This is a genomic window from Pseudomonas oryzicola (genome assembly GCF_014269185.2).
GTDB classification, from domain to species: domain Bacteria; phylum Pseudomonadota; class Gammaproteobacteria; order Pseudomonadales; family Pseudomonadaceae; genus Aquipseudomonas; species Aquipseudomonas oryzicola.
The window spans coordinates 727,119-740,059 of sequence record NZ_JABWRZ020000001.1; the positions used below are offsets into that span (position 1 = coordinate 727,119).

A 12,941-nucleotide genomic window follows, 5' to 3' on the forward strand; every position below is an offset into this window, starting at 1 on the left:
TTTACCCGCTTGGCTTTGCCGACCACTCCAGTCTAGACTGCGCATGTTCTTGTCGGGGTGCCTTGAAGCAAAGGCTGAGATCGCAAAGTTGCGGATCCCGTTGAACCTGATCAGGTTAGCGCCTGCGTAGGGAACAAGATTGCTCGCCTTCCCGGCCAGCCTCTTGTGCCAGGTCCGGGAATGTCACAGCTGCGTGCAGCTTCAGGCACCCCCATATCCGGCACTGCACCCGTAAAGGGGTGCGTCCGCGCCTTTCAGGTTCACCCCGACATTCCACTGCCTGGAAGCCGTCTGGAGAGCCTGTGATGAGCAAACAAGAAAAAGCGATAAACCTCAGCGAATCGGCACAAGTCGATCAGCAGTCCGTACAACCGTTCCCGCGTTCGCGCAAGGTATATGTCGAAGGCTCGCGCCCTGACATCCGCGTGCCCATGCGTGAAATCAGCCTGGACGATACCCCGACCGATTTCGGTGGCGAGGCCAATGCCCCCGTGCTGGTCTACGATACTTCTGGCCCGTACACCGACCCCAACGTGGTCATCGACGTGCGCAAGGGCCTGGCCGATGTGCGTTCGGCATGGATCGAAGCCCGCGGCGATACCGAACGCCTGGACGGCCTGAGCTCCAACTTCGGGCAGCAGCGCCTGAGCGATGCCGAACTGGCCAAGCTGCGTTTCGCCCACGTGCGCAACCCGCGCCGTGCCAAGGCGGGCGCCAACGTCTCGCAGATGCACTACGCCCGCCAAGGCATCATCACCGCCGAGATGGAATATGTGGCCATCCGTGAAAACATGAAGCTGCAAGAGGCCCGCGCCGCTGGCCTGCTGAACGAGCAGCATGCCGGCCACAGCTTCGGCGCCAATATCCCCAAGGAAATCACCCCCGAGTTCGTTCGCCAGGAAATCGCCCGTGGCCGCGCGATCATCCCGGCCAACATCAACCACCCGGAACTGGAGCCGATGATCATTGGCCGCAACTTCCTGGTGAAGATCAACGGCAACATCGGCAACAGCGCCCTGGGTTCCTCGATCGAGGAAGAAGTGGCCAAGCTGACCTGGGGCATCCGCTGGGGTTCGGATACGGTCATGGACCTGTCCACCGGCAAGCACATCCATGAAACCCGCGAGTGGATCATCCGCAACTCGCCGGTACCGATCGGGACCGTGCCGATCTACCAGGCTCTGGAAAAGGTCAATGGCGTGGCCGAAGACCTGACCTGGGAACTGTTCCGCGACACCTTGATCGAGCAGGCCGAGCAGGGCGTGGACTACTTCACCATCCACGCCGGCGTGCTGCTGCGTTATGTGCCGCTGACCGCCAAGCGCGTCACCGGTATCGTCAGCCGCGGTGGCTCGATCATGGCCAAGTGGTGCCTTGCGCATCACAAGGAAAACTTCCTGTACACGCATTTCGAAGAGATCTGCGAAATCATGAAGGCCTACGATGTCAGCTTCTCGCTGGGTGACGGCCTGCGTCCCGGTTCGATTGCCGACGCCAACGATGCTGCGCAGTTCGGTGAGCTGGAAACCCTCGGTGAACTGACCAAGATTGCCTGGAAGCACGACGTGCAGTGCATGATCGAAGGCCCCGGCCACGTGCCGATGCAGTTGATCAAGGAAAACATGGACAAGCAGCTGGAATGCTGCGACGAGGCGCCGTTCTACACGCTCGGCCCGCTGACCACCGATATCGCCCCAGGCTACGACCACATCACCTCGGGCATTGGCGCCGCGATGATCGGCTGGTTCGGTTGCGCCATGCTCTGCTACGTCACGCCCAAGGAGCACCTGGGCCTGCCGAACAAGGATGACGTGAAGACCGGCATCATCACCTACAAGATCGCCGCGCATGCTGCCGACCTTGCCAAGGGCCACCCGGGCGCGCAGATTCGCGACAACGCCTTGTCCAAGGCGCGTTTCGAGTTCCGTTGGGAAGACCAGTTCAACCTGGGCCTGGACCCGGATACTGCCCGCGCTTTCCACGACGAGACCCTGCCGAAGGAGTCGGCCAAGGTCGCGCACTTCTGCTCGATGTGCGGGCCGAAGTTCTGCTCGATGAAGATCACTCAGGAAGTGCGGGAGTACGCCGCCAAGATCGAAACCGTGGACGTGACGGTCGAGCAAGGCATGCGCGAGCAGGCTGAACGGTTCCGCCAGGAAGGCAGCCAGCTGTACCACAAGGTCTGAGCACGCCGGGGCCGCTTGCGGCCCTTTCCCGACGCAAGGCTGCTCCCACAGGGACCGGGCAAGCTGGATGCCTGCGCGGTTCTTGTGGGAGCGGCCTTGTGTCGCGATACGAGGACGAAGTCCTCACCAGGAAACCTCTACCACATTGCCGGCGAGCGCCAACCATGACATCACCCAGCCAATTCTCTCCCGACCACCCGGTCGCCACCGCCCAGCGCATCTTCGGCGCCCGCGATCTGCTCTCGCTGTGGTTCTCCCTGGGCATCGGCCTGATGGTGTTGCAGGTCGGTGCCATGCTGGCGCCTGGCCTGGGCCTGGCCGGCGCGGTGTCGGCAATCGCCTTGGGCACGGGTGTCGGCGTGCTGTTGCTGGGCGCCGCCGGTGTCATCGGTAGCGACACTGGGCTGTCGGCCATGGGCACCCTCAAACTCAGCCTGGGCGGCTACGGCGCGCGCTTGCCGGCGCTGCTGAACCTGTTGCAACTGGTAGGCTGGGGCGCGTTCGAAATCGTCGTCATGCGTGATGCCGCCAGCCTGCTGGCCACGCGCGCGTTCGGCGACGCCAGTGCCTGGAACAGCCCGATGCTCTGGACACTTTGCTTTGGCGCCCTGGCCACCTTGCTCGCGGTCAGCGGGCCGCTGGCGTTCGTGCGCAAGGTATTGCGAGCCTGGGGCATCTGGCTGCTGCTGGGTGCCTGCCTGTGGTTGACCTTGAACCTGTTCACCAAGGCTGACCTGGCGGAACTGTGGCAGCGGGCCGGGGACGGCTCGATGTCGCTGGCAGTGGGCTTCGACATCGTCATCGCCATGCCGTTGTCCTGGTTGCCGCTGATCGCCGACTACTCGCGCTTCGCCCGAAATGGCAAGCATGTGTTCGGCGGTACAGTAATCGGCTACTTCATTGGCAATACCTGGCTGATGAGCCTGGGCGTGGCCTACACCCTGGCCTTTGCCACCAGTGGCGAAGCCAACGCCTTGCTATTGGCCCTGGCAGGGGCTGGCATGGGCATTCCGCTGCTGCTGATCCTGCTGGACGAGGTGGAAAAGGCCTTTGCCGACATCCACTCGGCAGCAGTTTCCACGGGGGTGCTGGTGCGCCTGAAAGTCGAGCACCTGGCGCTGATCATTGGCGTGCTGTGTACCCTGATCGCGCTGCTGGCGCCACTGGCACAGTACGAGAACTTCCTGTTGCTGATCGGCTCGGTGTTCGCCCCGTTGTTCGGCGTTGTGCTGGTGGACCACTACCTGATCCGTCGCCGCCGCCTGCCCGTACAGGTGCGCAGCCTGCACTGGCAGGCGTTGCTGGCCTGGGTAGTGGGCGTGGCGGCATATCATGTGATCGCCGCACAGGCGCCGGACCTGGGGGCAACCCTGCCGGCGTTGCTACTGGCAGGGCTGGTGCACGGGCTTCTGGGTTTCAGCCGCGGCCGGGAAACAGCTCAGGCTTGAGTACGCCATTCAGGCGTGGGTAGGGGATTTTAAGTTCCACATGGCCCATGGAGTAGGGCGCGATGGCATAGACCTCGTACTTCACCACCACCGCGCCGTAGGTCAGGGCGATGTGCGGCGAGTGCTTGAATGGCCAGGTCTTGATGAACTCGGCGTCCTTGTCCATGCCCACGCTCATCAGCCAGGCACGGTGCGATTCCTCGACGGTTTTCCAGAAGGTTTCCTCCTGGCCGGGCACCAGCATGTCCTGCAGGGTCAGCACCTTGTCCAGCTTGCGCGAGTAGTTGATGAAGCCGCGACCGGGCATGCCGTGGGCGCCGCCGCTGTCCAGGTAGCTGGACAGCTCGATGATCACCAGTCCGTCATGCTGCTCGCGTACCTTGGCCTGCAGGTAGCTGCTGTTGCGCTTGTCGGCAGTGGCCAGGTATTGCTGCTCGTAGGCTTGCAGGGTGGTCGGCGTGTTGCCGTGCTGGTTGTCCTCGGTCAGCTGCAGCAGGCGTTTTTCGACGATGCCATCGAGTTTGGGCAGGGCCGGGAAGTGGATGGTGTCAATGTTCACCAGCGGGCAGTCACTTTCGCTGCAGCCGGGTTTGACATGCTCCCAGGCGTCGCGCTTGACCTCGAGCGGCGCCCGGTAGTTGGGCGTGAACAGGCTCTGGCAGGCGCCCAGGGCCAGGGCCAGCACGGCCACGGAAGTCAGTTTGACAAGTGTCATGGTGATCCTTGCAGAACAGGGAAAGTCGGCCTTTGACCGTCTGCGCGGCCTTCAGTTCGCCACTAAGCTAACAGAGAGCGGCCGCGCTGTCCCGACTGCGCGAACGGTAACCGGAAAGGGATGAAACCCGCTGGCGTGCGGAGTAGGATGGCGCGATGCTGTAAACGAGGTAATGAGGATTTCCATGTCAGACACGTTGAACTCAGTGCCCAAGGCGGTCGAGATCGTCAAGCGCGATAACTGCTTCCAGGGCTTCTACCGGCTCGACAAGGTGCACCTGCGCCACGAGTTGTTCGCCGGGGGCATGGGCCGCGAGATCAGCCGCGAACTGTTCGTGCGCCATGATGCGGTGTGCGTGCTGCCCTATGACCCGCAGCGCGATGAAGTGGTGCTGATCGAGCAGTTCCGGGTCGGGGCCTTGGACAAGATCGACAACCCCTGGCTGATCGAGATGGTTGCCGGGTTGATCGACAAGGACGAGCAACCTGAGCAGGTCGCCCACCGCGAAGCCGAGGAAGAGGCCGGTCTGGTCTTCAGTGCGCTGTGGCCGATGACCCGTTACTTCCCGTCGCCCGGTGGTAGTGACGAATACGTTCACCTGTTCCTCGGTCGTTGCCGCAGCGAAGGGGCGGGCGGCCTGCATGGCCTGGAGGAAGAGGGCGAGGACATTCGCGTGCGCGTGTGGTCGTTCGAGGATGCCATGCAGGCGGTGCGCGACGGGCGCATCTGCAACGCGGCGACCATCATCGGCCTGCAATGGCTGGCGCTGAACCGTGATGAAGTACGAGGTATGTGGAAGTGAACCTGCTGCGCGAGCGTTATCGGGTCGACCTGGTCGGGCTGCAGGCAGCCTGCGAGGCCAACTACGCCCGGCTGATGCGCCTGTTGCCAGACATGCGCACCACCCAAAGCTCGCGCCGCATCGGCATGACCCAGGGCGACCAGATGCTCGGCGTACTGGTGCTCGACGTGGTGCTCGCGTGCCCTTACACCACCACCCTGCACGTGCGCCAGGAGCACAGCCTGCCATGGTTGCCGGTGCCGCACCTGGAAGTGCAGGTGTACCACGATGCACGCATGGCCGAAGTGGTCAGCGCCGAGCATGCCCGGCGCCTGCGCAGCATCTACCCCTATCCCAACGCGGCCATGCATCAGCCGGACGAGAAGGCCCAGCTCAACCTGTTCCTCGGTGAATGGCTGAGCCACTGCCTGGCCTGCGGTCACGAACTGGCAAGCGTTCGCTGAATTGTGACGTGGTTTGGCTGCGGGTGTTTGCTCGCAACCGTTGTACCGCCATAATCCGTGCTGAATCCGTTCGAGGAGACGGCCGTTGCCGCAGCCAGATCAATCGCGCCCCGTGCATGTGGTGCAACTGACCGATGCCCACCTGTTCGCCGACCCGGCCGGCAGCATGCTGGGCCTCAATACCCGTGACAGCCTGCGCCATGTGGTGGCCCAGGTGCGTCGCGAGCAATCACTTGTCGACCTGTTGCTGTGCACCGGTGACCTGTCCCAGGATGCCAGCGTGGCGTCGTATGAAGCGTTTCGCGAACTGACCGCGCCGTTCGCCGTACCCACTCGCTGGTTGCCAGGCAACCATGACGAGGCACGGGTGATGGCGCAGGTTGCCGCGGAATTGATGCAGGCGGTGACCGATATCGGTGCGTGGCGCATCGTCATGCTCAACACGGCCGTGCCAGGAGCGACCCACGGGTGGTTGCAGGATGAGCAATTGGCGGTGTTGAAAGCGGCCTTGGAGTCGGCGGGCGATCGACACTGCCTGGTGTGTCTCCACCATCAGCCGGTGGACATCGGTTGCGCCTGGATCGCGCCGATCGGCTTGCGCAACGCGCAGGCGCTGTTCGCTATCGTCGACGCTTATCCACAGGTGCGGGCGTTGCTCTGGGGGCATGTGCACCAGCCATGGGATGAAATGCGCGCAGGCCGGCGTTTGCTGGCCACGCCGTCCACCTGTATTCAGTTCGCGGCGGGCAGCGCGGACTTCAAGGTCAGTGAAGAGCAGCCTGGGTACCGCTGGTTGCGCCTGCACGCCGACGGGCGGCTGGAAACCGGAGTGGAGCGGGTACTGGACTTCGACGTGAAGCTCGACTTCGATAGCCCGGGGTATTGAGCCTCTCGAGGCTGCGCGGCGGCCTCGGCGCTCTTGAAGAAATTGTTGCGAAACCCGCGACACTGCGTCAAAACCCGGCGAACGCGCTACACTGCGCGTCCCAGCGCCCGCACCATCAGGCGCCAAGCCACAGATTACCGGGGGCAGCATGTCGGGTTCCATCCTCTACATCCATGGCTTCAACAGCTCGCCGCTTTCAACCAAGGCACGCCAGCTCGAGGCCGTCATGCAGCAGCTCGGCATGGCCGACCAGTTGCGCGTGCCCGCCTTGCACCACCACCCGCGCCAGGCCATCGCCCAGCTGGAAGCGGCCATCGCCGAACTGGGTGCGCCACTGCTGGTAGGCAGTTCGCTCGGCGGCTACTATGCCACCCATCTGGCCGAGCGCCATGGGCTCAAGGCCCTGCTGGTGAACCCGGCGGTAACGCCACACAAGCATTTCGACGGGTACCTGGGCACCCAGCGCAATCACTACAGCGGTGAAACCTGGGAACTGACCCATGATCACGTACAGGCGCTGGCTGAGCTGGAAGTGCCGCCTCCGTCGGACGCCAGCCGCTATCAAGTGTGGCTGCAGACCGCCGATGAAACCCTGGACTATCGCCACGCCGAACGCTATTACCGTGGCTGTGCCCTGCGTATCCAGGCTGGCGGCGACCACAGTTTTCAGGGCTTCGCCGAGCGCCTGCCGGCACTGCTGGCCTTCGCCGGTATTGCTCGCGGGCAGTATGCAGCGCTCGATTTTTCTGTATTTTGACTTTTTGCATTCAACTGACGACGAGACCCCATGGCCAATCCCAGCGCTAGCGCCTATAACGCAGACGCCATCGAAGTCCTCTCGGGCCTTGACCCGGTCCGCAAGCGGCCGGGCATGTACACCGACACCAGCCGCCCCAACCACCTGGCCCAGGAAGTCATCGACAACAGTGTCGACGAAGCCCTGGCCGGGCACGCCCGTTCGGTGCAGGTCATCCTCCATGCCGACCACTCGCTGGAAGTCAGCGACGATGGCCGTGGCATGCCGGTGGACATCCACCCGGAAGAGGGCGTGTCCGGGGTCGAGCTGATCCTCACCAAGCTGCACGCCGGCGGCAAGTTCTCCAACAAGAACTACCAGTTCTCCGGCGGCTTGCACGGTGTGGGTATCTCGGTGGTCAACGCCTTGTCGACCCAGGTTCGCGTACGCGTCAAGCGCGACGGCAACGAATACCAGATGACCTTCGCCGATGGCTTCAAGGCCAGCGAACTGGAGGTGATCGGCTCGGTCGGCAAGCGCAACACCGGCACCAGCGTGTACTTCAGCCCCGACCCCAAGTACTTCGATTCCCCCAGGTTTTCCATCAGCCGCCTCAAGCACGTGCTCAAGGCCAAGGCCGTGCTGTGCCCGGGCTTGCTGGTCAGTTTCGAGGACAAGGCCAGCGGCGAAAAGGTCGAGTGGCACTACGAAGACGGCCTGCGTTCGTACCTGGTCGACTCGGTCAACGAATTCCAGCGCCTGCCCGACGAGCCATTCTGCGGTAGCCTGGCGGGTAACAAGGAAGCCGTCGATTGGGCCCTGCTGTGGCTGCCCGAGGGTGGCGACAGCATCCAGGAAAGCTACGTCAACCTGATTCCCACCGCCCAGGGCGGCACCCATGTCAACGGCCTGCGCCAGGGCCTGCTGGATGCCATGCGCGAGTTCTGCGAATTCCGCAACCTGTTGCCGCGCGGGGTGAAGCTGGCACCCGAAGACGTCTGGGAACGCATCACCTTCGTGCTGTCGATGAAGATGCAGGACCCGCAGTTCTCCGGGCAGACCAAAGAGCGCCTGTCGTCGCGCGAGGCAGCGGCATTCGTTTCCGGTGTGGTCAAGGACGCCTTCAGCCTGTGGCTCAACGCCCACCCCGAACTGGGCACGCAACTGGCGGAGCTGGCCATCAGCAATGCCGGGCGCCGCCTCAAGGCCAGCAAGAAGGTCGAGCGCAAGCGCATCACCCAGGGCCCGGCGCTGCCCGGCAAGCTGGCCGACTGTGCCGGCCAGGACCCGATGCGCGCCGAGCTGTTCCTGGTCGAAGGTGACTCGGCCGGTGGTTCGGCCAAGCAGGCGCGCGACAAGGAGTTCCAGGCGATCCTGCCGCTGCGCGGCAAGATCCTCAACACCTGGGAAGTGGATGGCGGTGAAGTGCTGGCCAGCCAGGAAGTGCACAACATCGCCGTGGCCATCGGCGTCGACCCGGGTGCCACCGACCTTGCGCAATTGCGCTACGGCAAGATCTGCATCCTCGCCGACGCCGACTCCGACGGCCTGCACATCGCCACGCTGCTCTGTGCGCTGTTCGTCCAGCACTTCCGTGCCCTGGTCGAGGCTGGCCACGTGTATGTGGCCATGCCGCCGCTGTACCGCATCGACCTGGGCAAGGAAATCTACTATGCCCTCGACGAGGCCGAGCGCGATGGCATCCTCGACCGCCTGGTGGCCGAGAAGAAGCGTGGCAAGCCGCAGGTCACCCGCTTCAAGGGCCTGGGCGAGATGAACCCGCCTCAGTTGCGTGAAACGACCATGGACCCGAACACCCGGCGCCTGGTGCAACTGACCCTGGACGACGTGCAGGCCACCTGCGAGCTGATGGACAAGCTGCTGGCCAAGAAGCGCGCGGGCGACCGCAAGAGCTGGCTGGAAACCAAGGGCAACCTGGCCGAGGTCATGGTTTGATTCGGTGGCTCCTGGCTGCCTGCCTGGCGCTGCTTGCCCTGCCGAGCCTGGCGGGCAACTGGCCAGAGCTGAAGCTGAGTGCCGAACACCCGATCGACGGCATGCGCGGGGGCAACCTGTCTGGCCTGGTGGAATGCCGGGGTGGGCTGTGGGGCGTGTCTGACCGCGACGACGACCGCATTTACCGTTTCGACCGGCAGGATGCGACCTGGCGTGCGCAGCCGCTGTCCTTCACCCCGCCGCCGGTGCCGGAAAGCGGCCTGCCCTGGGGCCTGAAGTCGCGCAACTGGGCGGCCTCGTATATTCGCGGTGGCGAGCTGGACTTCGAGGGCATCACCTGCGACCAGGCGGGCAACCTGTACCTGGTCAGCGAGGCTCATGCCGGCGTACTGCAGCTGCCCGTGGAAGGCCAGGCGGATTGGTTGAAGATCGACCCGGCCATGGTCCGCCAGGCCCGGGCCAGCGGCATGCTGCTGAACTTCAATGCCTTGTTCGAAGGCCTGGCCATCAACCCGGCGGGTGACCGCCTGTGGCTGGCCGCCGAACGTGAGCGCCGCGGCCTGGTGGCTATCGAGCGCCAGCAGTCGGTGTGGACCTGCGGCAGCAGTTGTGTCCTGCTGAGCGAGGCCGGGGTCGAGATGCAACCGCCGCAGATGCCCGATGCCCAGGCCCGGTCGCGTGACTTTGCCGACCTGGCCTGGTTCGAGGGCAAGTTGTTCACCCTCGAACGCAACGCCTACCGGGTCTGCCGGCGTGCTGCCGATAGCGGTGAAGTCGAGCGCTGCTGGTCGTTCGCTGCCGACGCCCTGGTCGAGTCGCGTCGCTATCAACAACCGTACGGCCTGGCCGAGGCACTGGTAATCGATGCCGAAGGTGCCTGGATCGGCGTGGACAACAACAACGGCGCGCGCGCCGATGGCGAGACGCGACCGATCGTCTGGCGTTTCGACGCGCCGCAAGGCGGCTGGAGCGCCAAACCATGAGCCAGGCACCGGGCAAGCGGGCTGGCAAGGTACTGATGATCGTCGCCTGGGCGGCGGCGCTGTTCCTTGCCACACGCTTCTTCGGCCAATGGGAGGAGCGCCAGCGCAATCCCAATGCCCAGGTGCAATCGTCGCATGGCGAAGGCTTCATCGAAGTGCGCTTGCTGGGTAACGGCCAGGGCCACTTCGTGATGGATGGCGCGATCAACGGCCAGGTTGTGCATTTCATGCTCGACACTGGCGCCACCGACGTGGCGATCCCCGAGGCCTTGGGCCGCGAGCTGGGCCTGGAGCGCGGCAGCCCGGTGCAGCTCAGTACCGCCAACGGTCGCACCGAAGGCTACCGGACGCGCCTGGCCAGCCTGCAGTTGGGGGACATCCGCCTGCAGGATGTACGCGCCATCGTGGTGCCGGGCCTGGATGGGCAAACCGTATTGCTGGGCATGAGTGCCCTGAAACAACTTGAATTTACCCAGCGCGGCGGCACCATGCTGCTGCGCCAGAACCTGAAATGACGAGGCCCGCATGAGCGACTCACTGGAACTCAGCCTGGACGGCGTCGAACGCCGCTCGCTGGCTGACTTCACCGAACAGGCCTACCTCAACTATTCCATGTACGTGATCATGGACCGCGCCCTGCCGCACATCGGCGATGGCCTGAAGCCGGTGCAGCGACGCATCGTCTATGCCATGAGCGAGTTGGGGCTCGATGCCGACGCCAAGCACAAGAAATCGGCGCGTACCGTCGGTGACGTGCTCGGCAAGTTCCACCCCCACGGTGACTCGGCCTGCTACGAGGCCATGGTGTTGATGGCGCAGCCGTTCAGCTACCGCTACACCCTGGTCGACGGCCAGGGCAACTGGGGTGCGCCGGATGACCCGAAGTCGTTCGCCGCCATGCGCTACACCGAGGCGCGGCTATCGCGCTATGCCGAAGTGCTGCTCAGCGAAGTCGGCCAAGGCACCGTGGACTGGGTGCCGAACTTCGATGGCACCCTGCAGGAGCCGGCCGTGCTGCCGGCGCGCCTGCCCAACATCCTGCTCAACGGCACCACCGGTATCGCCGTGGGCATGGCCACCGACGTGCCGCCGCACAACCTGCGGGAAGTGGCGACGGCCTGTGTGCGCCTGCTTGATGAGCCCAAGGCCAGCATCGAGCAGCTGTGCGAGCACATCCAGGGGCCGGATTACCCGACCGAGGCCGAGATCGTCACGCCGCGGGCAGAAATCCTCAAGATGTACGAAAGCGGCCGCGGCTCGATCCGCATGCGTGCGGTGTACCGCGTGGAAGACGGCGATATCGTCGTCACTGCACTGCCGCACCAGGTTTCCGGGGCCAAGGTGCTGGAGCAGATCGCTGCCCAGATGCAGGCCAAGAAGCTGCCGATGGTCGCCGACCTGCGCGACGAGTCGGACCATGAAAACCCGTGCCGCATCGTCATCATCCCGCGCTCCAGCCGCGTGGATGTCGACGAACTGATGCAGCACCTGTTCGCCACCACCGACCTGGAAAGCACCTACCGGGTCAACGTCAACATCATCGGCCTGGATGGCCGGCCACAGCTGAAGAACCTGCGTGCGCTGCTGCTGGAGTGGCTGGAGTTCCGCACCGCCACCGTTCGCCGCCGTCTGCAGCACCGTCTGGACAAGGTGGAGAAGCGCCTGCACCTGTTGGAAGGTTTGCTGACCGCGTTCCTCAACCTGGACGAGGTGATCCACATCATCCGTACCGAGGACCAGCCCCGGCAGGCCCTGATCGCCCGTTTCGACCTGACCGAAATCCAGGCCGACTACATCCTCGAGACTCGCCTGCGACAGCTGGCACGCCTGGAAGAGATGAAGATCCGTGGCGAACAGGACGAACTGCTGAAAGAGCAGGCCAAACTGCTGGCCCTGCTGGGTAGCGATGCCAAGCTGCGCAAGCTGGTACGCAGCGAGCTGATCAAGGATGCCGAAACCTATGGCGACGACCGCCGCTCGCCGATCGTCGAGCGCGCCGAGGCCAAGGCTTTGTCGGAAAACGAGCTGATGCCGACCGAGCCGGTCACCGTGGTGCTCTCGGAAAAGGGCTGGGTACGCTGTGCCAAGGGTCACGACATCGACGCTACCGGCCTGTCGTACAAGGCTGGCGATGGCTTCAAGGCTGCAGCCGCCGGGCGCTCCAACCAATTTGCCGTGCTGATCGACTCCACCGGGCGCAGCTACTCGCTGGCTGCCCACAGCCTGCCGTCGGCGCGGGGCCAGGGTGAGCCGCTGACTGGCCGCCTGACGCCGCCGGCAGGGGCTACGTTTGAATGCGTGCTGTTGCCGGATGACGACGCGCTGTACGTGGTGGCCTCGGATGCCGGTTACGGCTTCGTGGTCAAGGGGGAAGACTTGCAGGCCAAGAACAAGGCTGGCAAGGGCTTGCTCAGCCTGCCCAACGGAGCCAAGGTCATGACCCCGCGCCCGGTCGCAGACCGCGAGCAGGACTGGTTGGCAGCAGTGACCACCGAAGGCCGCCTGCTGGTGTTCAAGGTCAGCGACCTGCCCCAGCTGGGCAAAGGCAAGGGCAACAAGATCATCGGGATCCCCGGCGATCGGGTGGCCAGTCGTGAAGAATTTGTTACCGATCTGGCGGTGATTGCCGAGGGTGCGACACTTGTATTGCAAGCCGGCAAGCGTACCCTATCCCTGAAAGCGGACGACCTGGAGCATTACAAGGGCGAGCGTGGACGGCGTGGCAACAAGCTGCCGCGGGGGTTCCAGCGAGTCGACGGATTGCAGGTGGAAGTGCCGGCGTAACC

11 protein-coding genes and 1 riboswitch are annotated in these 12,941 nt (G+C 64.2%); of the genes, 10 read left to right on the top strand and 1 reads right to left on the bottom strand.

The genetic code is table 11. The features are described 5' to 3' along the window. The first annotated feature begins 43 nt into the window (after positions 1-43). A riboswitch (TPP riboswitch) is annotated at positions 44-150 on the top strand. A gap of 155 nt (positions 151-305) precedes the next feature. Beyond that, on the top strand, positions 306-2,186 hold the full coding sequence (thiC, locus tag HU760_RS03250) for a phosphomethylpyrimidine synthase ThiC (RefSeq protein ID WP_186672472.1): 1,881 nt from the start codon (positions 306-308) through the stop codon (positions 2,184-2,186). 164 nt (positions 2,187-2,350) lie between these two features. Continuing rightward, positions 2,351-3,634, top strand: coding sequence for a putative hydroxymethylpyrimidine transporter CytX (gene cytX, locus HU760_RS03255; protein ID WP_186672474.1), 1,284 nt, complete (start codon positions 2,351-2,353; stop codon positions 3,632-3,634). Here cytX and HU760_RS03260 read toward each other — a convergent pair. Continuing rightward, positions 3,603-4,349 (bottom strand): RsiV family protein, encoded by a 747-nt coding sequence (locus HU760_RS03260; RefSeq protein ID WP_186672480.1) that lies wholly within the window; start codon positions 4,347-4,349, stop codon positions 3,603-3,605. The two genes, cytX and HU760_RS03260, sit on opposite strands and share 32 nt — an antisense overlap. A gap of 184 nt (positions 4,350-4,533) precedes the next feature. Here HU760_RS03260 and HU760_RS03265 point away from each other — a divergent pair, with 184 nt between their 5' ends. The 8 genes from HU760_RS03265 to parC all read left to right on the top strand — a co-directional run bounded on the left by HU760_RS03265 (position 4,534) and on the right by parC (position 12,939). After that, a complete protein-coding gene (locus HU760_RS03265; protein ID WP_186672482.1) occupies positions 4,534-5,151 on the top strand; it encodes an NUDIX domain-containing protein in 618 nt (205 codons plus the stop codon). Beyond that, entirely contained in the window at positions 5,142-5,594 is a 453-nt protein-coding gene (locus HU760_RS03270; RefSeq protein ID WP_114170587.1) for a DUF1249 domain-containing protein, read from the top strand. Before HU760_RS03265 ends, HU760_RS03270 begins: the two co-directional genes overlap by 10 nt. A gap of 85 nt (positions 5,595-5,679) precedes the next feature. Continuing rightward, the gene (gene cpdA, locus HU760_RS03275) at positions 5,680-6,480 is read left to right on the top strand and encodes a 3',5'-cyclic-AMP phosphodiesterase (protein ID WP_186672484.1); all 801 of its coding nucleotides are present in this window, start codon (positions 5,680-5,682) and stop codon (positions 6,478-6,480) included. A gap of 148 nt (positions 6,481-6,628) precedes the next feature. Then, the gene (locus HU760_RS03280; RefSeq protein ID WP_186672485.1) at positions 6,629-7,237 is read left to right on the top strand and encodes a YqiA/YcfP family alpha/beta fold hydrolase; all 609 of its coding nucleotides are present in this window, start codon (positions 6,629-6,631) and stop codon (positions 7,235-7,237) included. A 30-nt stretch (positions 7,238-7,267) separates the two neighbouring features. Then, positions 7,268-9,172 (top strand): DNA topoisomerase IV subunit B, encoded by a 1,905-nt coding sequence (gene parE / locus HU760_RS03285; RefSeq protein ID WP_186672487.1) that lies wholly within the window; start codon positions 7,268-7,270, stop codon positions 9,170-9,172. Then, positions 9,169-10,155 carry an esterase-like activity of phytase family protein gene (locus HU760_RS03290; RefSeq protein ID WP_186672489.1) on the top strand — a complete coding sequence of 329 codons (987 nt, stop codon included), beginning with the start codon at positions 9,169-9,171 and terminating at the stop codon, positions 10,153-10,155. Before parE ends, HU760_RS03290 begins: the two co-directional genes overlap by 4 nt. Next, positions 10,152-10,670 carry a retropepsin-like aspartic protease family protein gene (locus tag HU760_RS03295; protein ID WP_186672491.1) on the top strand — a complete coding sequence of 173 codons (519 nt, stop codon included), beginning with the start codon at positions 10,152-10,154 and terminating at the stop codon, positions 10,668-10,670. The genes HU760_RS03290 and HU760_RS03295 overlap by 4 nt, the downstream gene beginning before the upstream one ends. Positions 10,671-10,680: 10 nt before the next feature. Next, a complete protein-coding gene (gene parC, locus HU760_RS03300) occupies positions 10,681-12,939 on the top strand; it encodes a DNA topoisomerase IV subunit A (RefSeq protein WP_186672493.1) in 2,259 nt (752 codons plus the stop codon). Positions 12,940-12,941 lie beyond the last annotated feature (2 nt).